The sequence below is a fragment of the uncultured Cytophaga sp. genome (assembly GCF_937863595.1).
Taxonomy (GTDB): domain Bacteria; phylum Bacteroidota; class Bacteroidia; order Cytophagales; family Cytophagaceae; genus Cytophaga.
In genome coordinates this window covers 1-23,489 of record NZ_CALMGQ010000090.1, presented here as the reverse complement: position 1 = coordinate 23,489, position 23,489 = coordinate 1, and the positions used below count along the sequence as shown (strand labels likewise).

Annotated in this window: 17 protein-coding genes and 1 pseudogene; 8 read left to right on the top strand and 10 right to left on the bottom strand. The window is 32.7% G+C overall.

Annotated elements, in window-relative coordinates:
- Positions 1–286 precede the first annotated feature (286 nt).
- Entirely contained in the window at positions 287–2,143 is a 1,857-nt protein-coding gene (yidC, locus tag Q0543_RS08500; RefSeq protein WP_299251313.1) for a membrane protein insertase YidC, read from the bottom strand.
- Positions 2,144–2,528: 385 nt separating this feature from the next.
- On the opposite strand from yidC, the gene Q0543_RS08495 reads away from it, so the two are divergent.
- The 5 genes from Q0543_RS08495 (at position 2,529) to Q0543_RS08475 (ending at position 9,222) form a co-directional block, all read left to right on the top strand.
- A complete protein-coding gene (locus tag Q0543_RS08495; protein ID WP_299251311.1) occupies positions 2,529–2,969 on the top strand; it encodes a hypothetical protein in 441 nt (146 codons plus the stop codon).
- The gene (locus Q0543_RS08490) at positions 2,962–4,539 is read left to right on the top strand and encodes an OmpA family protein (protein WP_299251309.1); all 1,578 of its coding nucleotides are present in this window, start codon (positions 2,962–2,964) and stop codon (positions 4,537–4,539) included. Before Q0543_RS08495 ends, Q0543_RS08490 begins: the two co-directional genes overlap by 8 nt.
- A 204-nt stretch (positions 4,540–4,743) precedes the next feature.
- Positions 4,744–5,499, top strand: a complete 756-nt coding sequence (locus Q0543_RS08485) for a porin family protein (protein ID WP_299251307.1) — start codon at positions 4,744–4,746, stop codon at positions 5,497–5,499.
- A gap of 197 nt (positions 5,500–5,696) precedes the next feature.
- Positions 5,697–7,649, top strand: a complete 1,953-nt coding sequence (locus tag Q0543_RS08480) for a sensor histidine kinase (protein WP_299251305.1) — start codon at positions 5,697–5,699, stop codon at positions 7,647–7,649.
- 478 nt (positions 7,650–8,127) lie between these two features.
- Positions 8,128–9,222: a T9SS type A sorting domain-containing protein gene (locus Q0543_RS08475; protein ID WP_299251303.1), complete on the top strand. Its 1,095-nt coding sequence runs from the start codon at positions 8,128–8,130 to the stop codon at positions 9,220–9,222.
- Positions 9,223–9,678: 456 nt separating this feature from the next.
- Here the strand turns inward: Q0543_RS08475 and Q0543_RS08470 are convergent, their stop codons facing one another.
- The 3 genes from Q0543_RS08470 to Q0543_RS08460 all read right to left on the bottom strand — a co-directional run bounded on the left by Q0543_RS08470 (position 9,679) and on the right by Q0543_RS08460 (position 14,235).
- Entirely contained in the window at positions 9,679–10,518 is an 840-nt protein-coding gene (locus tag Q0543_RS08470) for a hypothetical protein (RefSeq protein WP_299251301.1), read from the bottom strand.
- Positions 10,519–12,441, bottom strand: coding sequence for an AAA family ATPase (locus tag Q0543_RS08465; protein ID WP_299251299.1), 1,923 nt, complete (start codon positions 12,439–12,441; stop codon positions 10,519–10,521).
- Positions 12,442–12,615: 174 nt separating this feature from the next.
- Positions 12,616–14,235: a CTP synthase gene (locus Q0543_RS08460; RefSeq protein ID WP_299251297.1), complete on the bottom strand. Its 1,620-nt coding sequence runs from the start codon at positions 14,233–14,235 to the stop codon at positions 12,616–12,618.
- A gap of 321 nt (positions 14,236–14,556) precedes the next feature.
- Between Q0543_RS08460 and Q0543_RS08455 the strand changes: the two genes are divergently transcribed.
- The gene (locus tag Q0543_RS08455) at positions 14,557–15,984 is read left to right on the top strand and encodes an HD domain-containing protein (RefSeq protein WP_299251295.1); all 1,428 of its coding nucleotides are present in this window, start codon (positions 14,557–14,559) and stop codon (positions 15,982–15,984) included.
- 130 nt (positions 15,985–16,114) lie between these two features.
- Here Q0543_RS08455 and Q0543_RS08450 read toward each other — a convergent pair whose 3' ends face one another.
- Together Q0543_RS08450 and Q0543_RS08445 are read right to left on the bottom strand one after the other, a co-directional pair.
- Entirely contained in the window at positions 16,115–16,672 is a 558-nt protein-coding gene (locus tag Q0543_RS08450; RefSeq protein WP_299251293.1) for a GNAT family protein, read from the bottom strand.
- A 187-nt stretch (positions 16,673–16,859) separates the two neighbouring features.
- The gene (locus tag Q0543_RS08445; protein ID WP_299251291.1) at positions 16,860–17,249 is read right to left on the bottom strand and encodes a VOC family protein; all 390 of its coding nucleotides are present in this window, start codon (positions 17,247–17,249) and stop codon (positions 16,860–16,862) included.
- Between the two features lie 112 nt (positions 17,250–17,361).
- Between Q0543_RS08445 and Q0543_RS08440 the strand changes: the two genes are divergently transcribed.
- Positions 17,362–17,964, top strand: a complete 603-nt coding sequence (locus Q0543_RS08440; RefSeq protein WP_299251289.1) for a hypothetical protein — start codon at positions 17,362–17,364, stop codon at positions 17,962–17,964.
- On the opposite strand, the gene Q0543_RS08435 is transcribed toward Q0543_RS08440, so the two are convergent.
- From Q0543_RS08435 to fsa, 4 genes are all read right to left on the bottom strand, one after another.
- On the bottom strand, positions 17,961–18,866 hold the full coding sequence (locus Q0543_RS08435; RefSeq protein ID WP_299251287.1) for a glycosyltransferase: 906 nt from the start codon (positions 18,864–18,866) through the stop codon (positions 17,961–17,963). The two genes, Q0543_RS08440 and Q0543_RS08435, sit on opposite strands and share 4 nt — an antisense overlap.
- Positions 18,866–19,555: an ATP-binding cassette domain-containing protein gene (locus tag Q0543_RS08430; protein WP_299251285.1), complete on the bottom strand. Its 690-nt coding sequence runs from the start codon at positions 19,553–19,555 to the stop codon at positions 18,866–18,868. Before Q0543_RS08430 ends, Q0543_RS08435 begins: the two co-directional genes overlap by 1 nt.
- 6 nt (positions 19,556–19,561) lie before the next feature.
- Positions 19,562–19,768, bottom strand: coding sequence for a fructose-6-phosphate aldolase (locus Q0543_RS08425; protein WP_299251315.1), 207 nt, complete (start codon positions 19,766–19,768; stop codon positions 19,562–19,564).
- A gap of 118 nt (positions 19,769–19,886) precedes the next feature.
- Positions 19,887–20,543: a fructose-6-phosphate aldolase gene (gene fsa, locus Q0543_RS08420; protein ID WP_299251282.1), complete on the bottom strand. Its 657-nt coding sequence runs from the start codon at positions 20,541–20,543 to the stop codon at positions 19,887–19,889.
- Between the two features lie 1,298 nt (positions 20,544–21,841).
- On the opposite strand from fsa, the pseudogene Q0543_RS08415 reads away from it, so the two are divergent.
- Positions 21,842–23,489: pseudogene (locus Q0543_RS08415) on the top strand (hypothetical protein); the annotation flags it as partial.

The window sequence follows — 23,489 nt, the reverse complement described above, 5'->3', positions numbered from 1 at the left end:
CGTTTATTAATTGAATCTAAGGATCTTTAATAATTAGTGAAAGATAAATTGTTTTTACGTAGGTTCTAATAAATGGTTACGTTTACAATATTTGTTAATTTTTAAAATATATTTATTGTCAATAGTTGAATTTTCTTTGAAGAAAATATTTTCAGTTATTTTATTTAAAAACACAGAGGTCAAAAAATTGATTCTATTTTCAATTTTTGACCTCTTGTAGAGACGCAATTTATGGCGTCTTTTATTATCTGTTTACAATAAGACGCCATAAGTTGCGTCTCTACGATTATTTTTTCTTCGTATTCTTATTGAACTGTTGTTGTTGCTCTTTTTGCTTCATAGCTTCTTCCATACGTGCCATAAAACGATTCTTCTTAGGAGCTCCACCTGTGGTATCTCCACTTAAATGTTTGTCTCTTTTCGCTTCTAATTGCAAACGTAAATCACCTTCATTTACAAAACGACGGATAATCAATTGTTGAGCAATTGTAATGATGTTTGATACGAAATAATAGAAACTTAAACCTGCAGGGAAGGAGTTTAATACAAATAAGAAAACAAGGGGCATTAAATACGACATGTATTTCATTGGTCCGGTTACGGTACTCACTTGATTGTTTACCCATGTATAAGCTAAAGTTGAAACGGTCATCAATAAGGTAAACATACTTACGTGTGAACCATAGAACGGAATGGTAAATGGAAGTTTTGCAAACTCATCGTAGCTTGATAAATCGGTTGCCCACCAAAGTGATTCTCCACGCAAATCAATTGCATTTGGGAAGAAGTTGAACATGGCTAGCAAGATTGGCATTTGCAATAATACCGGAATACAACCACTCAATGGGTTAATCCCAAATTGTTTGTACACTTGCATTTGCTCCATTTGTATCGCTTGTTGATCGTCTGGGTGTTTTGCTTTCAATTCGTCCAACTCAGGTTTTAATGCCTTCATTTTTGCCATTGAAACATACGACTTATAGGATAATGGAAGCAATATTGCTTTAATAAGCAATACCAAAATAAAGATGATTAAACCAAAGCTGCTAAATACACCTTTCAATGTATCAAACACTGGAATTACAACAAACCGGTTGATCCAGCTAATTAATGGCCAGCCTAAGTAAACGTTTTTCTGATATCCTTCAGTAACTGCTTTACAAATTTTGAAATCATTTGGTCCAAAGTAAAATGCATAGGAAGCAGTTCCCGTAATAACACCTTCTAATGGAATTTGTACTTGTGCTTCGAGTGCTTTGATAAAACGTTCCGAATTAATAGGTGCATTCGGCACATCGTTATACATCGGATACGATTTAATAGATGCTGAAGGAATGGTTTTACCTTCACGCACAATAAACCCACTGTTAAAGAATTTTTGCTTTAATGAAATCCAATTAACATTTGTAATAGTTTCTTCTTCTATGTCTTTTGTAGCTTCAGATAAATGGTCAAATCCATCTTCCTGTTGCATGTAATTAACAGTTGTCTTTACGCGTGCTTGTTCTGAATCGTATTCAATACGCTCAACTTGTTCTCTCCAATCTAATGTTAATGGTAGGTTTGGAAGTTCTGAACCAAAACCTGTTGCTTGTACTTTATATTCAATTGCAAAACCTTCAGCACCTAATGTGTAGGTATGAGAAATCGTTTTCCCGTCGCCAGCATCTGTTTTAAATGTTACCGTTTTGGTATCTCCAACTGCCGTTTCATAAGCTGCATAGTATAGAGCGTATAGATTAACAGGCTTTTTATTGGTATTGATTATAAGGGATAATTGATTGTTCTCTGGATGAAATAGATACAATTGTTTTTTATCCCAAGTGAAATAATTTTTAAGTAGAACGGATTTTATTGTTCCACCGTGTGTAGATAAAGTAACTACCACGTCTTTGTTTTCCAATACAACGTCTTTTTCTTCACCAAGCATTGCTTGAGCGAAATCGCCATATTCACGTAGTTTCTGTGCTTTTAAAGCAGTGTCAGTAGCTATGCTAATTTTTTTAATTGTATCTGCTACTGTTTGGGTGATAGCATTTTTCGGAGCAATGGGTGTTTCAGGCTTCTGTGTTGACATAAAGCCGAAATAGCCCAACATCAATACAGAAATTAATGAAATACCGATAATTTGATTCTTATCCATTGGTAATTTGTATTGTTATTTTATTTAAAACCCTGCAAAGATACCATTTTATATAAGAATTATGGGTCTAATACGCAAAAATGTAAATTACTTAACTACTTATAAATGAGCCTAAAACTTGATATTTCAATTTTAAGGTTCAATTGATCGCGCTCAATATAATTGTCTATTAAACGTAATTAAAAATAATTATGTGCTATAGTACTACTATTCTAAGCTGATTATTGAATGTTTGATCTATGAATTATAAAAAATCAACGTAACTATAATTGGTTTTAATAGCATTAAACATGGAAGTATAACAATTGTATAATTCTTAGCGACAATAGTGTAAGATATTTAAAATTAGCTTGCTCACATTTGACTGAATTAAATATATACAATCATGATAAAAAAATGCAATCTGTTATTTCTGCTTTTTATTTTATTTTCATTTACTGGAAATTCACAGCAGATTCAATGGGGATTTAAAATTTTAGATCATTCAAGTCAACGTAGCTCCAAGTCTTATTCCGCTGTTCAGGCACTTGGTATACCAAATGTGCTTCCACGTTCAGTTGATAACATAAAATCTTGGGAATCTAATTCGAGTGAAAAAGAAAGTTTTATAAAAGTTGGATATCTAACACCTATTATTCCCAAACAATTAATAATTGTTGAAACACTTAATCCTGGTCATATTAGCGCAGCATACGTGTACGATGCATCCGGAAAAGAGTATAAGCTTAATCATACCTTGGAAGGGAAAACATCAAATGGCTTATTACAAATCAATACAGAGGATGTAAAATTTTATGTGATTGCAGTAAAGATTGTTGATGCATGAAAATGGTCCTGTAGGTATTGATGCAATTGGTATAACTTCGTATGCAAAACCATTCAAGATTGTTGAAAATCCGAATGATGTAATTAAATCAAATATGATTGCCAAGAAAATGGGTGATCAAGTTAATAGTACGTATATGGAAATAGGTCCACTTATTTCTCCAGACGGTAAGACATTATATTTTAGTAGAAGAGGTGATCCGAAAGATGTAGGCGGAAAACACGATGAAGAGGATATTTGGTATTCAAATTGGAATGCTACGACCAAACAATGGGATGTAGCAGTTAATATGGGACCTCCGTTAAATAATGAATTTCCGAATTTTATCAATTCCATTTCTCCGGATGGGAATACAATTTTGTTGGGTAACATTTATCTGAGTGATGGTACAATGGAACAAGGTGTTTCCTTAAGTAAAAAAACAGATACGGGATGGGGAAAACCTGAGCCTTTGATTATTGAAGACGAAGGGAAAAATAAAAGTACAATGGTGAGCTATTATATGTCTAATAGCGAAAAAATATTGATGATTTCCAATAATCGCAAAGGTGATAGCAAAGGAATGAATGATATTTATGTTAGTTTTTTGAAAGAAGACAACACATGGACAAAACCATTGAATTTAGGTACTACTATAAATACAAGTGAAGTTGAAGATGCTCCGTTTTTAGCCTCCGATGATAAAACACTTTATTTTACTTCTACCGGATTAAATGGTTATGGTGGTAGTGATATTTATATGACTCGTCGTTTGGATGACACATGGCAAAAATGGTCTAAACCAGAAAATTTAGGTCCAGTTGTAAATACTGCACAAGACGAATCTTTTTTTAGTTTAAGTGCATCGGGAAGAGAAATTTATTTTACAAGTCAGAATCCAGAAAATGATGACGATGTAGATATGTATGTAATTGAATTGCCAAAAATATTAAGTCCAAGTCCTGTAATGTTGGTTCATGGTAGAGTTTTTAATAGTAAAACGAAAGAGCCAATTGAAGGTGTTTCGATTACGTTTGAAAATTTAAGAACACATAAAGAAGTTGGCATGGCTCGTTCAACCTATAATTCTGCGGCATATACCATTGTGTTGCCTTCTGGAGAATTATATGGTTACTTAGCTCAAAAGGATGGATTTATTTCGATAAACGAAAATGTTGATTTAAGTAATATGAAGGATTACAAAGAGTATGAAAAAGATTTGTATTTAACTCCTATTGAGATTGGCCAAGTAGCTGTTTTAAATAATATATTTTTCGACTTTGATAAATCAAGTTTGAAAAAAGAATCCTATTCTGAATTAGATCGATTAGTGAAAATACTTAAAACAAATCCTGGAATTAAAATTGAGTTGTCTGGATACACCGATTCAATTGGTACGAAAGCATACAATGATAAATTGTCTTATAAAAGAGCCCAAGCAGTATATGCGTATTTAACAAGCAAAGATGGAATTGGTGTAGATCGCATTGCATTGAAATATTATGGAGAGTCAAAACCAATAGCATCAAACGTAACTGCTAAAGGTAGAGAAATGAATAGACGCGTTGAGTTTAAAATTATTTCAAAATAATTATTAAAAAATAATTAGGGAGAGGTTTGATTTCAATAGGATGTAATCAAACCTTTTTTTATGTGTATAAATTAATGTGCATGTTTTTATAGAGAATAAAAATGTAAGTCATATAGAAAATTATGTAATTCGAAATATGTTTAAAATTTCGAGATTTGAATATTAATCTGCTATGAAATCATGTTTAACTAAATTAGTACCCTTATGAAAAGTAGAAATTTAATTCTTACATCATTAATATCACTTCTAGGTGTCACGACTTATGCTGAAACAAATTCAGAAAAGGACTCCGTGAATGTGAATCAATTTACGAGTAGCCAACCTAATGAAAAACTTTTTAAAGACAATAGCAATGAAGAAGAATTAAGACATCTTGAATTTGGTGTTCGATATATGCCTACCTTTTCTTCTATTGATGTACATACGCATGACGGAGGGGTTATTGATGGGAGCGTTTCAGTGAGTCATGGCTTTGGTATTATGACTGCCTTAAATCTAAACAAGCATATTGGTATACAAGCAGAAGCTAACTATTATCAGATAACACAAAAATATTCCGATAGATCTTTTGATAATGACCTAACGATTAATTATTTGAATATTCCAGTTTTGTTATCACTCAATACCAATAAAGAAGCACGTGTTAATTTCAATGTAGTGGCTGGTCCACAATTTGGATTTACAGTTGGGTCTAAGTTTAAGAGTTCTGGTGTTGGTCCACAAGATTCAACCAAAGCAGTGGTAGGTTTGCGCAAAGGAGACGTTGGTGTTGCTTACGGAGCTGGTTTTGAATTCGCTTTAAACCCAAGTCATACATTTCGTTTGGATGTTGGATATCGAGGATTCTATGGTTTGGTAAATATGGATACTGAAATAACCCAACAAGGAAATTATAATGTTATTGTAAATGCATCTAGAAAAACCTACGGAGGGTATGTAGGCTTAGCTTGGATGTTCTAATTGTAGCATACTTTAGTTAATGAGCGATTATTGTATTTATTGAATACAGTAACCGCTCAATTTATTTTCTATGATGTAATAAACCTTACAATTTATTACATCATAGAAACTTCTACTTAGTCCTGTTTATTTATTTTATACATGTACAGTAAGGTGTTTTATTGAAATATTAAGTACCTTACTGCATCTTATTTATTATGAAACAGGCATTATTATTTGATAAAAAAGTTATTGGCGCATTCTTGAAAAGATATTTTTTTTCGTATGTGTTTTTTATTGCGTCAAGTAGTATTGTTTTTTCTCAAAATGTATTTGAGTTAAGGGATTCTAAATTATATTATCCAATCAATAGTGAAGTAATTGATGTATTTGAAGATACCCTAAATCACTTTAATACGGTTGAAAGTATACAATCTAAATTATTTAGAAAAACTGATTCCTATTATTTTACAAGCACGCACCCGTCATCTACTTATTGGGGTAGGTTTCTACTAACGGATAATTCTTCCATCAATAATCATTGGTTTTTTGTTTCATATAACTATAGCATTGATTCCTTAGACATATTTGTATATGAGAAATCGAATGCTCTTTTTCATAAAAAATATCGTTTTGATTCTCCAGAATTAACTACCAGGGAAATTCGACATAAAAACTTCACGATTGATTTTCCGATTCCTAAAAAAGATACACTTGTTGTTTATATTAAGTTAAAAAATAGACATACCAGCCAATATAATTTCGCACTTGTTGAACACAAAGATCTGTTTTCATTTAGTATTTTCGAATTTTACATTTTAGGTCTTTTTTATGGAGGCTTAATTATGATGGCATTTTACCATTTAAGCAGTTATTTTAGTGTTCGTGATAAAGCGTATCTGTTTTATTCGATTTATATTGTTATACAAGGTTTATATCTGAGTTATCGCGATTCTACAGCTCTAGTAAATATATTTGCAGATGCACCCTGGTTAATCGAGTACACGATAAATGCTCTATTTTTTGCGTTGTCGGTTTCCATTCTATTGTATGGACGCTTCTTTCTTGAACTTAAACGTTTTAAATGGTATTGGATTAGTGCAACAGTATTTATAGTTCCTCGGATAGTGTTTTTGATTGTATACAGATCGTATCCTCTAGGCCTTATGTGGTTTGATTTAGCAGCACCTCTTATTGTATTTGTTTTTTCAATTATTTCAAGAGTAGAAAAAAATAAAACTGCCACGCTATTTAGTATTAGTTTCTTTGTTATTCTTCTAGGTTACACGATTAACCTTTTGTGGCATTCCAATATTATAGTCTGCACATCACAAGTGTTCTATTCGCTATATTATGCTGTTATCATTCAATCGTTACTCTTGGCAATTGCTAATGCATATCGATTGAATAAACTTAAAGCAGATGCACTACATAAGCAAATGCTAGAAGAACAAGTTCTTGAAAAAACGCGTATGATTAAACATCAAGAAGACGTAATTAAAGAGAAAACGAATGACTTGGATATGTTGTTATACAGAGCTTCACATGATATCAAAGGTCCTTTAAAATCCATTGATGGGTTATGTCAAATAGGTGTTCAAGATGAGAAAGATAAAAATGTTTATTTTGAGCATATACAAATGGTTTCAAAAAGACTTCAACATATATTAAATTCACTTTTACATATTGCCGAGCAAAACCGCTTAGAGCTTAAATTTGAATCCATCAATATATACAATTTAGTTCAAGAGTGTATTCAACAAAATTTACGAGAGTATCCAGACATTAAAAAAATTGATTTTGTAATTTCTATTTCTGAAAATGCTACCCTGCAATCTGAAAGATTCACGTTGAATTCTGTTGTTCAAAATATAATTGAAAATGCAATAAAGTATATGGATAAATCGAAATCAGAAAATCGATTGGTCATTTCTTTTCAGGATACTGAAGATCAGCATGTATTTATTTTTGAAGACAATGGCATTGGAATTAGAGAAGCTAATCTTAAAAATATTTTCCAAATGTTTTATAGGGCTAATAGTGTAAATCCAGGTGGAGTAGGATTGGGTTTATATATTGTAAAGCAACACATAGATCGGTTGAACGGCCAGATTGAGATTGCTTCTAAAGAAGGGGAGTTTACGAGATTTACGATTCGGCTGCCTCGGTAAATAATATAGTAATCCAGCTACTTGTATTCAATTAGCTGGATTACTATTTCTATGACAATATCATATGGGTTTATCCAATAAACAACCACACTATTCTGACTCCAATCAGGAATCATATAGAAATATATATTGTATCAAAAAAAGCGGTTTCACAATTTGTCTTACGTATTTATTCGGAGATATAGATGTTGAATAGTCTGTCTGCATTAAAACATTACAAAAATTCCCGTTTGATTAAGATTTGGAGGTTTTATATTTGATTTTAAGTAATAAATAATTTTTTATACTTATTTGGTTACATTCGAATTGGTAGAAGTATATATTTATATGAAAATTTATATTCTATTTTTAAACCCTAAATTTTATGAAGTGGAAGGTACTATTTTTTATGTCCATGATAATGTACATAAAAGGGCATGGTCAATGTCTCAGGAAACAAGCGTATGATGACTATCAGACTTGTTTTGTTAATACAAGTATGAAAAACGGTGCACTGGGCTGGACAGGTAATTATGGTTCATGTATACCAGGCATAATTTCGACAGATGTAAAAGCTAAAATGATTACACGCATTAATTATTTTAGACGATTAGCAGGTGTGACCAACCCGCTCACACACGAAGCTGGAACTGATAGCTTATGTCAGCGCGCGAGCCTAATCATGGATGTAAATAATATCTTGACACATTTTCCTCCGTCTTCATCGAGCTGTTATACTTTGGGAGGTTATGAAGGTGCAAACAAATCGCTTCTTAGTAATTATTCAGAAGGTGGTCCTGATGGCGTTGTAGATTTTATGGATGACTCTGGTGTGGGTAATGAAGATGTAGGTCATCGTAGGTGGTTGCTTTGGCCGTGTTTGAATGCAGTAGGCTTAGGTGCTACTCCAAATGTAACAGCGATTTATGTTAATACGAGTTACATTCCATATCCAACAAATGTAGAATATCACTCATATCCTGGTAAAGGATATTTTCCCAATACATTTGTATTTGATCGTTGGTCGTTTACAATGAATGGTGCTAATTTTAAAGATGCATCAGTAGAAATGAAAAAACCTGATGGAACGGATATAACTATAAAATCCATACTTCCATCATCGGGTTCAGAGGCTGCAATCATATGGAATCCAGCCTCGGGACAAGTAAACAAATATTCGTTCTTTGATTTGACTTATACAGTAACGATAAAAAATATTTTAATAGGCGGAACATATAAAGATATAACGTATGAGGTAATACTTTTCAAACCTACAATTTATCCGCCTTCATGCCCCTACGGAACAGCCTGGTCTGAAAATGATTGTAATTGCAATACCATTACAACCGATATTCTTGCAGATATAAAACTGAAGGCTGTTTCTGTATACCCCAATCCGTTTACAGATGGATTTCAAATTGAATTTCCTGAACAATGTATTTATGAAGTATATAGCATTGAAGGAATCTGTATTGATAAAGGCCGTGTTGAAAATAATCAATTGATTGGACAGGCATGGAGGCAGGGTGTTTATTTCATAAATCTGATACAGGATGATGGTATCAAAAAAACGATAAAGGTAATTAAGCAATAATCGAATGATGCGTGATCAAAAAGCTCAAACTTTTCAGTGTGATATTAATTACGGTATTGGTTATTAAGTGAAAGAATTGTTGTTTACAGTACAATATAGACTTAACCAATACACAACTACATTATTCAGATTCCAATCAAGAGGTACATAGCAATGAGGGAAATGATGTAGTTTTAAAAATTACGGATTCACCTTTGCCTTACGTATTTCTTTGGGAAAAGTAGACGAGGATTAATTTGATTTGTTAATTATTTTAAATTAAATGCTGCTCTTAATATTTAAGAGTAGCATTTTTCTATTTTTCAATGATTTACACTACAACTTTTTTCGTAACACGAATGTATCCGTAGTTGTGTCTTTTCTAACCAACAAACGCTTGTAGGTTGTTCTTATGATTTAAGGCTAGCCTTTATTATTAAATAATAAGGATAAAATATGTAGTTGTTATTACAATATTTATTTAAATTTTTCCATAAATAGGCTACTATTTATTAATGATAATTCTAAAATACACTTCCAATGGTTATCGCCATATGCATTTTTTTCTTCTAGTGCAGCTGTTGTTAAATCTGATATAATTTCTTCAACTGTTAATCTTCTTCTAAATGCGGAAATTTTTGATTCAAGCTCACTTACATATTCAATCGACTTTAATTTAAATCTTTCAAAAAGGCGCAATCTGTTATAATGATTTTCTATGACTTTAAAAAAAACTGCTGGTATTGAATTATTTATATTATTTAAATAATATTTAAAATTTAAATCTTCGTCTAAATCTTTAAATATATCTAAAAACAAGTATTGAGTATTTGGTAGTGTGTCTAAATATAAATTTATAAATTTCTGTCCTGAGTCATCTTCAATTGTATCTAGTTTATAAGAATTACAAGTGGTGCAACAAGGAAAAAGGTTTTTGGGATTAACGACATATTCTGGATAGTCAGCTTTTGGTAAAATATGATCTAACGAATTTGCTGAGTCTATTGTACAATTTTGGCAAGTTGATATAATTGTTTTAATCTGTAGTTTTTTTATATTTTCTCTCACATCACGAATGACTTTGCTTTGATAATTATAAAGTGTAAGAAGATCGTCCTTTGATTTACTAAACGTTGTAGAAGGTGTGATTAAACCAATAGTATTTTTGTCGAAATTGTCAGAATATAAATCATATTGTAATTGAACCAATGGATTTATGATGAGTAATCGATTTTTTAAGTCTCCAGCATGTTTTTTGTCTACAGCACTTTTATGAACAACAAAACAATCATCTTTATATGGTTTTAAATTTTTCATTTATCTTGTAGACAATGTTTTTATGTAAAGTCGTATATTTGAAGTTACAGGCAATTGATCAGATTCAAGAATTGAAATAATTTCAGAATATGATTTGCCTTTTGAAATTAATTCTTCAATAAGGCTTATAAAATGTTTGGGTATATCTTTATTTCCGAAAATCTCTTGTGTAATAATTGTGAGGTTTTCTCCAAATGATTCTCTTTCAAGTTCTCTTACAAATGCTGTTTCATTATCACGCTCTAGAATGAAAATATTTCTTGCAGGAATTTCCTGTATTATTAGAGGTGAATGAGTCGCAAGAACACAAAATGATTGAAATCTTCTAACTAAATTGAAAAGAGTATTTAATAAGGCACTTATAGCATTAGGGTGTAAATGCGTTTCAGGTTCATCGAATAAAATAAGAGAATCATATCTAATTTGTGAAAGTATTTCACTTATTAGATATAATACAATACTTTGACCTGAACTTAGCATTTTTTTAATTTCATTGAACTTACTTTCGTTAAATACATAATTGTTTAGGTTTACAAAGTCATCAACTTTATCAAAAACCATATTTAAAATTTCAGGAATGATAAAATTACTGAGAATTTTATACCAATCATTTTCAAGGTCTTTCATTTTAATTAAAGCTACAGATTTATAAAAATCCGAGAGCATATCTTCCTCTGTTTTCCATGCGTTATTACTTTTTTTAAGTCCACAATAGACATAATTGAAAGACGCATCACTTTCTGGGATTTCAAATCTGTCAAAGAAACTATATGAGACCGTAAATACTTTGCCATAAACTGGTTTTTTGGGACTAAATGATTTAGGTTCTTTTTCGGCTAAGCTTTTGGCTAATGAAGAGAGTATCCTTGTCTTTCCTGTTCCATTTTTGCCAATTATTGCATAAATACGATGTTCAAAATCAGTATTATATTCGAAATCAAAATTAAGAGCTATGTTATTTTTAGAATAAGGAGGTTGATAAGTATAATTAAATTTGAAATATTCATTTGGATTAATTCCTTCAATTTCATATCGAATTGTTCTTGCTAGTCTTTCGATATGATCGTCTCTAAGAAGCGACTTTTTAAATGTATTATCATTTTCAAATTGCTCATAAATTTTTGGAAATATTGCAACATCTCTTATCGCAATTAAAAAGCTATAATATTCGTGTGATAATTGGCTTTTAAGAGTTAGGTAATAATCTTTACTCTGACCCAAAGAACAATATTCATTAGATAGTGATATGAATTTCTCAGGGAGTGTTTGCCACGTTAATTGTGATCCACGTTTCATTATTTTGATTTTTCCCAAAGCAATGCTTGTTTCTGAATTTTTTCTAAAAGTCAAATCAAATGTAGTTATAGAACCATAATCATCCCATTTATTTAAATATATAATAAATGATGGATATTCAGTTGGCAATTTGCTACTTCCTAGATAAATAGGTATTGTATTAGCAATTATATCAATAGGTAAATCATTTGACTCTTTGCTGTCTTTAAGTCTATAGACAGGAAGGTCTTCAAAGTAATCAGTTAAAATTAATTTATATCCACTTGATTGTATAATGGAATTTATTTTAGAAACGAATAAGATAATTTCATCTTTATTACTTCTAACAGTTGGGTTTACTATCGTTTCAAGAAATAAAAAGAATTTACTTTCTTCTCCGTCTATAAGTTTTAATCTTTCAATAAATAGATAATCGATTGTCCAATCAGAGTTGTTAACGATATGTTGATTCGTATCTTCATAAGCATTTTTGAATCTACCATCTTCTGAAGGTAATTCCTTCATATTCCAAATTTTATTTAAGAACGTTAAAATTCCATCATACTCTTTGTATTTCCCCAAAAATGAAGGAGTATTTATTATTGCATTGTACACTTCATTTTTTATTTGTCTACTTAGGATTGCCATTTTGGTACTGATATGTATTTAAAATATTTAGGACTAAATTCTAAATATCGTTTCTTTATAATGGAAAACAATAGACCTCACTAAAAAAAACTCACACCTTTCAGCATGAGTCTTTTTTTTAGTGAACTATAACCAGTCAAAGAGTGGCGCTAGAGTGCATTGTAGGAATGATTCTTATTTTTTCGACTTTGAAAAATCAATTGCAGCCTTAACAAATTTCACAAAGATTGGATGTGGGTTTTCAACTGTACTTTTCAACTCTGGGTGAAACTGACTACCAATAAAGAAAGGATGATCTTTCAATTCAACAATCTCAACTAATTTAGTCTCCGGATTAATTCCCGTTGCCAACATGCCTTCTTTTTCATATTGTTTTAAGTACTTATTATTGAATTCATAACGGTGACGGTGACGTTCCATGATTTTTGATTTGCCATAGATGTTGTATGCTTTAGAACCTTTTGTAAGTTCACATGGATACGCGCCCAAACGCATGGTGCCGCCTTTCATTGTTACGTTTTTCTGAGATTCCATCATATTGATCACTGGGTGTGCAGTATCTTTATTCATCTCAGTAGAACTCGCATCTTTTAATCCCAATACATTGCGTGCAAATTCAATTACAGCACATTGCATACCCAAACAGATACCAAAGAATGGTATGTTGTTTTCGCGTGCATACTGTACGGCAGCAATTTTACCTTCTAAGCCACGTTCGCCAAAACCTGGCGCAACCAATATGCCATCTGCAAAACGCAAATGATATTCTAAATTATCTTTTAATAACGTTTCAGATGATATCCAACGAATGTTTACTTTGCACTCATTCATAGCACCTGCATGAATGAAGGCTTCCGTGATGGATTTGTATGCATCTGGCAGTTCAACATATTTACCAACTAATGCAATCGTTACTTCAGAGGTCGGGTTTTTTAATTTCCCCAAAAATATTTTCCAGCTATCTAAATCAGGTTCTACTTTGTTGGAAAGTTTAAGCTTCGCTAATACACGTTCGTCTAGCTTTTCTTTTTTCATCAACAAAGGCACGTCATAAATTGTATCTGCATCAATTGCTTCAATAACTGAATTGATGTTTACGTTACAAAATAAGGCTACCTTTTTACGTAAGTCTGTTGGTAAGGGGTGCTCTGTTCTACAAACAAGGATATCGGGATGGATACCTGTTTCAGATAATAATTTAACAGAGTGTTGTGTTGGTTTTGTTTTTAATTCTTTCGCCGCATTTAAATACGGAACCAAAGTAAGATGTATCACCAAGGTTTCATTTGGTCCCATTTCCCAACGAAACTGACGAACAGCTTCTAGAAAAGGCAAGGATTCAATATCGCCTACACAACCACCAATTTCAGTAATTACGATATCGTATTTACCGGATTCGCCCAACAACTGAATGTTACGTTTGATCTCGTCTGTAATGTGCGGAACAATTTGTACTGTTTTTCCTAAGAAAGCGCCTTCACGTTCTTTAGAGATTACAGTATGATATATTCTACCAGTAGTAACATTGTTGGCTTGGGAGGTTGGAGTGCTTAAGAAGCGCTCGTAATGGCCTAAATCAAGGTCGGTTTCTGCTCCATCATCCGTTACGTAACATTCGCCATGTTCATACGGATTTAATGTACCTGGATCTACATTCAGATAGGGATCAAATTTTTGTATGGTGACAGAAAGACCTCTTGCTTGAAGAAGTTTGGCGAGAGAAGCGGCTACGATGCCTTTTCCGAGTGATGAAGTAACCCCGCCGGTTACAAAAATATATTTAGTTGCAGACATAATCCCGTTTTTGACTTACGGGATACAAAGTTAGCTTAAAACTGCTAACTATTCTAGGATTTGGGAAAAGAAAAGGAGGGAATTGTGCGATTTCATTACAAGGATAGCCAATTATGAATTATAAGATATGAATTATGAATGAAATAGGTGTTTTTAGTGGTAATTCTCTGATATCTTTAACGTTCAATATTAACGTTGTCGAAGTTTAAAACCTCTTTAATGTTAAGCGAAGCATTCAATTAGAAAAGAAATAATCAAATCATCTATATAATCCAATAAATCCTAATTGGATTTTGGAATATATATACCGTTTTTTGTACTATGAATTTTAAAACGTCGATTGAGAATAATGCTCATATTTGTGCTGTCGCAGCAGCAGCAGATGAACTTGGACTTGAGACTTATATTGTGGGAGGGTATGTGCGCGATTTAATTATGAATCGCGATAACAAAGATATTGATTTTGTTTGCATCGGTAGTGGAATTGATTTGGCACAAAAGGTGGCTTCTAATATGGACGGCAACGTGCATGTACATGTTTTCAGAACCTTTGGTACAGCAATGATCAATGCGGGCGATGTGGAGCTAGAATTTGTTGGTGCTCGCAAAGAGTCCTACGATTTCAATTCACGCAAGCCTACGGTAGAGAGCGGTACACTTGAAGACGATCAATTGCGCAGAGATTTTACTATTAATGCTTTAGCTATTTGTTTGAATAAAGACCGATTTGGAGAATTGGTTGATCCATTTGATGGCGTTGGTGATATCAAACGTAAGGTTATTAAAACACCTCAAGATGCCTTGCTTACTTTTTCAGACGATCCTTTACGCATGATACGTGCGATTCGTTTTGCAACACAGTTGAATTTTGATATTGATGCAACGACATTTCAAGCAATTACAACAAATAAAGACCGCTTGAAAATTGTTTCCATGGAGCGTATTTCTCAGGAGTTGAATAAAATCATTTCGGCTACTACACCTTCGTATGGATTTAAACTCTTGTATATTTCTGGCGTATTGAAAGATATTTTCCCTGAATTTGTCGCCTTACATGGCGTACAATCAATCGATAATAAATCACACAAAGATAATTTTTATCATACACTTCAAGTGTTGGACAACGTTGCAAAAGTATCTGATGACTTGTGGTTGCGTTGGGCTGCAATTTTGCATGACATTGCAAAGCCTTTAACAAAAAGATTTATAGAGCCCATCGGATGGACCTTCCACGGACATGAAGATAAAGGTGCACGTATGGTTCCTGGAATCTTTAGAAAACTACGTTTGCCTTTGAATGAAAAAATGGATATGGTTGCGAAGCTGGTGCGTTTGCATCTTCGCCCCATTTCTTTAGTAAAAGATGAGGTAACAGATTCTGCTGTACGTCGATTGATGTTTGAAGCAGGAGAACATTTTTCGGACCTAATGACTTTATGTAGAGCGGATGTTACTTCAAAAAATAATAGTAAAGTAAAACGCTATTTAGAAAATTTTGATAAAGTTGAACGCAAGGTTGTTGAAGTAGAAGAAAAAGATGAGCAGCGCATGTTTCAGCCTGTAGTTAAAGGCGAAGATATCATGAAAACATTTGATCTAAAACCAAGTAAAGTGATCGGAGACATAAAAGCAGATATGATCGAAGCAATTTTAGAAGGCGAGATTCTGAACGAGTACGAAGTATTGTTTCCGTTTATGGTTGAATTGGCGGAGAAGAAATACGGGCTTATAAAGCCGAAGGAGCTTTAAAAATTCCAAATAACAAAAAACAAAATCCAAAAAGAGAAAATAACGATGGTGAAATTTTAATATAAATTTCACCATCGTTATTTAGCATTAATCCAATATGTTATTCCTTCTGTTTGGATTTTGTTTTTTGTTATTTGGAATTTATATCGAAATCCTTTCGTAACAGTGCGAATAGTGTCATATCATAATGCTTTTCATTCCAATGCATCCAATCTCTTAATACGCCTTCTTTTTCGAAATTTAGTTTTGTGAGTACTTTTTCTGAAGCGAAATTTCCTTGCATCACTTCTGCTTCAATTCTGTTTATCTGTAATTCATTAAAACCATAGTCAATAACTTTTTGCAAAGCTTCTGTTACAAAACCTTTGTTCCAGAAATCTGCTTGTATGTCATATCCAATAGTAGCTTTATGATTGGTAGTATAAGAGTTATAGCCGATTGTTCCAATTATGGCTGTTGTATTTTTCAATGCAATGCCCCAACGAATCCCTGTTTGATTCGTAAATCGTGTTTGAAATAATTCAATGATGCGGTTTCCTTCTGATTCATTTTTGAAAGGCAATAAATTATAAAAGCGTACTACCTTTTCATTTCCAAATAAAGCAAACAAATCAGAAACATGTTCTTGTGTGATTTCAATCAAATCTAAACGTTCTGTATGTAGGGTGGGGAAGCTTGTTGGGTTCATAGGTAGGACATTATAATTATTCGTTCATTTATTTACGAAATTCCAAAAAACAAAAAACAAATTCCAAAAAGAGAAAATAGAATATCCGTTCTTGATTTTATTAGATATTAAGAATAACTCCATTTTGTATTTCAGGCCGTTTGGAATTTGTGTTTTGTTATTTTGAATTTAGTTCCTGCTGTTTAAGTTATCCTTCATACAACTCCAACGGAAGTCCATCTGGATCTGCAAAGAACGTAAAACGTTTATTTGTTAATGTGTCTATGCGAATGGGTTCGCAAAGTACACCTTTGGTTTTAAGGTACTCAATAGAAGTGTCAATATTATCAACGGAAAAAGCAAGATGTCTCAATCCACATGATTCAGGTTTACTAGGTCGCGCTGGCGGATTGTCAAACGAAAACAATTCAATCACATAAGTCGCATTAACCGCTAAATCGAGCTTGTAGGAGTTGCGTTCTGCACGAAACGTTTCAAGAATAATCGTACAACCCAATACTTCTGTATAGAATTTTTTACTGCGCTCATAATTCGAACAGATAATAGCGATGTGGTGTACGTTCTTTAGTCCTAACATAATCTTTAAATTTTATTTAATATACGTATCTTTTAATTCGATTTTTAATTTTACAATACTTTTAAACTTTCTTATTTATTGTTTGTTACCCATACAAACAATTTAATATTTTATGAAAAAAGTTCTTCCGTACATGCTCTTATTTGTTTTTAGTGGATCCGCTTTTGCTCAACAAAACATGGATTATACTTCATTTGCATTAGCGAGTGACAAAACGAATAAAAAGGGAATGATGGCTTTAACCACATTTGCTGCTGCAAATATTATTGGTAGTAGTATTGGTTTAGGTATTACCCAATCGAAGGCAGAAAGTCATTATTTCCATTCTATGAATGTAGCTTGGAATGTATTTGATTTAGGTTTGGGTATTGGAGGGATGTTAACCAAGAGAATTAGTCTTAATGAATCTTCTGAAAATGGTTTGAAGAAGCATTTGGGTAAACAAAAAACGTTTCTTTTTAATTGGGGAGTTGATCTAGCATATATTGCAGGAGGATTGTATATGACGGAACGTTCTTACCGATCAGATAATCCTGCTATGTGGAAAGGATTGGGAGAAGGCGTAATTTATAATGGTGCTTGTTTATTTTTGTTTGATGGGATTATGTATGGATTGAATAATCGGCTTACAAATAAATTTTTAAGTGGAAAACCTAAATTAACAATTTTACCTAATCCTGGAATGCCAGGCTTGTATGTAAAAATGACCTTTTAATTATTTTTTTTATGTAAACATTCTTCAAAATACCAATACTTTAACACATCCATGTAAACCATAGAAGGAGCAGCACTTTGAAGATTTTTTTCAATACTTCTAATAAATGGTTTTATTAGAAGTGCTATGAATCTATTTATTTTTAGTTCAAGTAATTTCTTATGCAGTCTAATTAATTTGGTATCGGAAAGTAGTTTTCCTTGTGTATACAATTCTACCAATGTCGAAACCGATTGCTTCACCTTTATTAAAAATACATCATTTGTATCCAATCCTTCATGATAAACGAAGTTGTCGATGTGCAGCATTTGTAAGTGATTTGCAGCAAGAGTCATTCCCAGTAAGGTGTCTTCATGTCCATATTTTTGTATGGCATTGTCTAATGGAAATTTTAGCGCTACTTCTTTTCGGATTAATAAATTATTGAGGGTGAAGTTGCCAAAGGGATTTTGATTTCGAATCGTTGACGAAATTTCTTCACGTGCTTTCCCATATTCCCAGCGCAATCTTTTCCATGCTTCTGGTTGTTCTTTTCTATAAGCTGTGCCACCACATACACAGGAGTAGTTGGACGACAAGAAGGGGGTGAATGATGCAAGATAGTTTTTTGTGCAGGGGATGGTATCTGCATCTAAAAATAAGAGGGCGTCAAAGGTGGCTTGTTGTATTAACTTATTTCGAATGGCTGCGCGACCGATATTTTGATCCAGTCGTGTGATATGAATCGTTGTAGAATCTTTAAAAGGAGTAGCCCAAGTTGAAAATAACTCGACAGTACTTGCATCATCTATAATGATTATTTCAAGAGGAATCTTAATATCAATACCTTGTTGGATTAAATCTTTTATTAATTCTGTCGGGTTGTATTCGTATACAGGAATTAATATCGATAGACCTATCATTATGCTGGCATTGCGTGTTCCATCACTTTTTTATCTGCTACCCGAAGCGTACGTGCAGGGTATTTTAATAAAAATTGGTGATTGTGTGTTGCCATTAAAACAGCCGTTCCATTTCTATTAATTTCAAAAAACAAATTCAAAATTTCTTCCGCTACTTCAGGATCTAAATTCCCTGTAGGTTCATCCGCTAATAATATTACGGGCTCGTTTAGTAATGCACGTGCAATTACAACGCGTTGTTGTTCTCCACCAGATAATTGATGTGGCATTTTGTTCATTGAGCTTGTAAGTCCTACGCGCATCAATACATCGTTTAATCGGTCTTTTATCTTTACAGAATTTTTCCAACCTGTTGCACGCATTACAAATATTAAATTATCAGCAACCGAACGATCATTCAGTAATTGGAAATCTTGAAATATAATTCCTATTTTTCTTCTAAGTAATGGTATTTTAACCCTCTTAATAGATTCAACAGAAACACCTGCAACCGTTACTTTGCCTTTGGGTTTTGAAAGGTCTGCATATAAAGTTTTTAAAAGAGAAGACTTTCCACAGCCTGTTCTGCCAATTAAATAAACGAATTCGCCTTTTTCCATTTTAAAGGTAACATCATCTAAAATCAATTCTCCTTCTTGAAAAATGTCAGCATTAATTAATTCCAATACAGGTTCAGCAGATAGTAACATAGGTAATTAAACAAGGTTGAATTTCTGTAATTTCCCAAAAGGTAAATCAGCTATCAATTGGATAAATGATTCTTCTTTGCCTTCGAGGTTCAATTTCTTCAATATTTTCAATGGCCTGTCTGCTCTAAAATAAGCTACCAGCACCATGTTTTTATCTCTCAATTGTATGTAATCAGGAATTTTTGCTTTGCCTTTTACCTTGATAATAAACATATCACTGTCAAGAGATGTGGGTACAAAAATTTCTTCTTCCATGATTTGATGCAAATAAGAATGGTCTTTCTACGAAGTTAATCATAGAAAGACCATTATCAATAAATTTACGAATGAATTATCCGTTTACTTTTTTGTGATCTGCTAAAAACTTAGCTAAACCACTATCTGTAAGTGGGTGATTTAATAGCCCAGTTATAACATTTAATGGACACGTAACAACATCTGCACCTACTTCAGCACAGCTAATCAAATGCATACTATGACGCACTGATGCAGCCAAAACTTCTGTTGGGAAGTCGTAATTTCTGTATATCATAACAATTTGAGCAATCAATTCCATTCCATCTTGAGAAATATCATCCAAACGGCCGATAAATGGAGAAACATACGTAGCGCCCGCTTTTGCAGCAAGTAATGCTTGTCCAGCTGAAAATACCAACGTGCAATTGGTGCGAATTCCTTTTTGAGAAAAGTATTTTATGGCTTTGATACCATCTTTTATCATCGGGATTTTAACAACAATTTTAGGGTCAATGGTAATTAATTCTTCGCCTTCATCGATCATTCCTTGAAAATCTGTTGCAATTACTTCCGCACTCACATCTCCATCAACAATATCACAAATAGCTTTATAATGTTTGTATACATTGTCTTTGCCAGAAATGCCTTCTTTAGCCATTAAAGAAGGGTTGGTTGTAACACCATCTAAAATACCCAATTCTTGTGCTTCTTTAATTTCTTTTAGGTTTGCTGTATCAATAAAGAATTTCATAATTTGATTTTTGTGATTGATTTGAGTTTATTCGTAAATAGGCTTAAGTGGTGCAAGTATCGCTACATTGCGATGTATTTTGCATAACAATTTGAAGTATAAATAATATCTATACTTGGTTTTAAGCAAATTAGGTAGAAATATACTAAGAGAATTGGAATAAAAGAAATGAAAAAAATAAAATGGCAAACTGAATATCGCACCGCTACAACCACTTATCCTTGCTTCCTTCCGGACCTGGGGAGGTTCACAGGAGCTAGTCGTACCAGCCTGCCACTACAAATGTAGTAAAAATTAGTTAAGATGCAAAGCCTAGTTCTGCATCTTAACTAATTTTCTATAATTCTTTTATAAACGATAACCCTAAGTAGGTTCTTTAAGATACTGTTGAGTAATAGGTATCTTTAAATTCATTTGATAATATTGGCATATAAATCATTGCTTGCGGTGCAATTTTTCATTCTTCACAAAGTTTAAATTCATATCTTAAACTCATATTTGCCTCCTACATACAATGTATTATTTACACTTATTGTATCGTTATTAATGGTGGAATTTTTTTCATAACCTCCCATCACAAAGTTGCTTTCAGAACCATTTTGTCTTGTGTAAACTAAATAATTAAATTCAGCACCTATGCTTAGCTTTAGGTTTTTGAAAAAGGTAAGATTGACTGGATAAATACCTATGCCAAGGACGTCATTCTGGGTTTTAATGCTATAACTCTTGGCTTCAACTAAACCAGCGTAGATATATGAAATTCCTCCTCAATAGTGATTATATTGTAGCGTAAACTGGAAATGTATCCCAATTTTACTTCATGAATATCAAGAGCAAAAGCATATCCATTTGAGTAGGTTAATTTTTCAGGCGGAACGTTTTTTTACAACCAATGTTTAAACAGCCTCTTATAAAATTGTTATGATTAGCTAAAGCTGAAAATTCTAGACTTTAGGAAAAACTATGGAATGGTATAGATAAACCTGTGGCAACTACTAAAAGGAAACGGGCATAGCAGAAAGTAGTAATAATGGTTGGGAAATTATATTTATCTAAGATTTTCTTTCAATATTTGGTGTATTATCCTTCTCCATTATAAATAAGTTCTTTGAAAAATTTTGTGTAATTAATTTTAAAGAAAACTAGATTTTAATTGCTTATTTTGAATGTTTTATAAATGTAATTTTTCCTTAGTAAAGTGCTATTATATTAATAAGTATTATTATGTAAATGTTTAATAATAAGTTATTTTTGTGTTAATATGCCATTTACAGTATAACTTTTCCAATTTAATGATTATGTTAAAAAAATCCAGCTTATTCTTATTAGCAATTTTATTTTCTTTGTTTCAAGCACATTCACAATGTAATAATTGTACCACATCTTACTCCATAAATTCTGCAATTGTAGCAAGTGCTGATAATCAGACTATATGTATTTCGGGGGGAAGTATATATAGTATTGAATCAAATTTTAAGAATGTTACAGTTAAAATCTGTGCACCGAATATTTTAATTTCTAGTGTTAAAATCAATACGAATGCGGTAAATAATGCCATTGAAAGTTTTGCTGATAATACTATAATTGGAAATATCGTATCTGAGGCTGATACCTTTGCATATATAGCACACAATATTGGTGCTAAGTTGAGTGGAAATATAACGATTAACGGAATGAGTAGATTCCAAACAACGAATGGTGCAACATTGAGTATTGAAAATAATCTAGTTCCAGGTAAAAAAATATTTTTCGAAGCTGCTGAAAGTTCAACAATTAAAACTGCTTCCATTACTTCAAATTCAGGAGGGCAAATTGTTATAGGCAAGCATTCAACATTTAATTCTACTGGACAAATTATTCTTCAAAATGATGGGTATGTTTTGAATAATGGAAATTTGACATGTAATGGAGATTTTACGATTCAAAATGGGGGGAATGCTATTACCAATTTTTGTGGGGAATCAATTATTACCATTAATGGTAAATTTATCATAAACAGCGGTAAACTGTATAATGCAGGAATTATTATAGCGACAACCATAGCCATCAATGCTACAGCAGGTCCGATATACCCCAACGAAGGCTCTCAAATGATTGCTACGGGCGCATTGGAAACGATCAATGCAAATAATGTATTTAGTGGAGATAGTATTAAAACAGGAGAGTGTGCATTGTTTAAAATAGGATCTTATGGATCCTGGAATAAACCCCTATCAAGTTCTTCTAAAATAAAATATTGTGGTCCAACGGCAAGCCTAGGGCAACTGGGACAAACCATTGCAGATTGCAGTTGTTTAAGTGAAACTAAATTGTGTACGCCTTTATGCCTTCCACCAACCGCAGTAACAATTACTGCACCTGTAACAAATGTGTGTGATGGTGGTTCAACACTACTAACAGCTAATGCAACGGGTTTGAAAGTTGGTGATTCGTATTCGTATACCTGGTATAAAACAAGTGTTAGTCCTACTAATTTAATTGTTTCAAATATTAATACCAATACCCTGTCTGTGAATAGCACTAGCGTATATTTTGTAGTTGTTTCAAATTTACAAAAACCTGCCGATTGCTCTAAGCAAAATACTGTAGGATTTAGTTTTACAGTGAATCCAATCCCTCCACAGCCAACGATTGCAGCAAGCGGACCATTAACCTTTTGTGATGGTGGTTCTGTAAGCTTAACGGCAACAAGTGCTGGTTTTACAGGTGGAACGTATACGTGGTCAAACGGTTCAACAGATAATCCATTGGTAGTAAAAACATCTGGTAATTATACGGTAGTATATACATCTGCAAATACGTGTACAGCTCCTGTTTCCGCAGTAGTTGCTGTTACAGTGAATCCAATTCCACCACAGCCAACGATTGCAGCAAGCGGACCATTAACCTTCTGTGATGGTGGTTCTGTAAGCTTAACGGCAACAAGTGCTGGTTTTACAGGTGGAA

What these genes read in the sequence shown, in the direction of transcription:
- Q0543_RS08450 (WP_299251293.1), bottom strand. Translation starts at nt 16,672, where the DNA reads ATGAACCCAACAAGCTTCCCCACCCTACATACAGAACGTTTAGATTTG.
- Q0543_RS08480 (WP_299251305.1), top strand. Translation starts at nt 5,697, where the DNA reads ATGAAACAGGCATTATTATTTGATAAAAAAGTTATTGGCGCATTCTTG.
- Q0543_RS08435 (WP_299251287.1), bottom strand. Translation starts at nt 18,866, where the DNA reads ATGATAGGTCTATCGATATTAATTCCTGTATACGAATACAACCCGACA.
- Q0543_RS08455 (WP_299251295.1), top strand. Translation starts at nt 14,557, where the DNA reads ATGAATTTTAAAACGTCGATTGAGAATAATGCTCATATTTGTGCTGTC.
- fsa (WP_299251282.1), bottom strand. Translation starts at nt 20,543, where the DNA reads ATGAAATTCTTTATTGATACAGCAAACCTAAAAGAAATTAAAGAAGCA.
- Q0543_RS08465 (WP_299251299.1), bottom strand. Translation starts at nt 12,441, where the DNA reads ATGGCAATCCTAAGTAGACAAATAAAAAATGAAGTGTACAATGCAATA.
- Q0543_RS08445 (WP_299251291.1), bottom strand. Translation starts at nt 17,249, where the DNA reads ATGTTAGGACTAAAGAACGTACACCACATCGCTATTATCTGTTCGAAT.
- Q0543_RS08490 (WP_299251309.1), top strand. Translation starts at nt 2,962, where the DNA reads ATGCATGAAAATGGTCCTGTAGGTATTGATGCAATTGGTATAACTTCG.
- Q0543_RS08430 (WP_299251285.1), bottom strand. Translation starts at nt 19,555, where the DNA reads ATGTTACTATCTGCTGAACCTGTATTGGAATTAATTAATGCTGACATT.
- Q0543_RS08485 (WP_299251307.1), top strand. Translation starts at nt 4,744, where the DNA reads ATGAAAAGTAGAAATTTAATTCTTACATCATTAATATCACTTCTAGGT.
- Q0543_RS08475 (WP_299251303.1), top strand. Translation starts at nt 8,128, where the DNA reads ATGAAAAACGGTGCACTGGGCTGGACAGGTAATTATGGTTCATGTATA.
- Q0543_RS08460 (WP_299251297.1), bottom strand. Translation starts at nt 14,235, where the DNA reads ATGTCTGCAACTAAATATATTTTTGTAACCGGCGGGGTTACTTCATCA.
- yidC (WP_299251313.1), bottom strand. Translation starts at nt 2,143, where the DNA reads ATGGATAAGAATCAAATTATCGGTATTTCATTAATTTCTGTATTGATG.
- Q0543_RS08470 (WP_299251301.1), bottom strand. Translation starts at nt 10,518, where the DNA reads ATGAAAAATTTAAAACCATATAAAGATGATTGTTTTGTTGTTCATAAA.
- Q0543_RS08440 (WP_299251289.1), top strand. Translation starts at nt 17,362, where the DNA reads ATGAAAAAAGTTCTTCCGTACATGCTCTTATTTGTTTTTAGTGGATCC.
- Q0543_RS08425 (WP_299251315.1), bottom strand. Translation starts at nt 19,768, where the DNA reads ATGTTTATTATCAAGGTAAAAGGCAAAGCAAAAATTCCTGATTACATA.
- Q0543_RS08495 (WP_299251311.1), top strand. Translation starts at nt 2,529, where the DNA reads ATGATAAAAAAATGCAATCTGTTATTTCTGCTTTTTATTTTATTTTCA.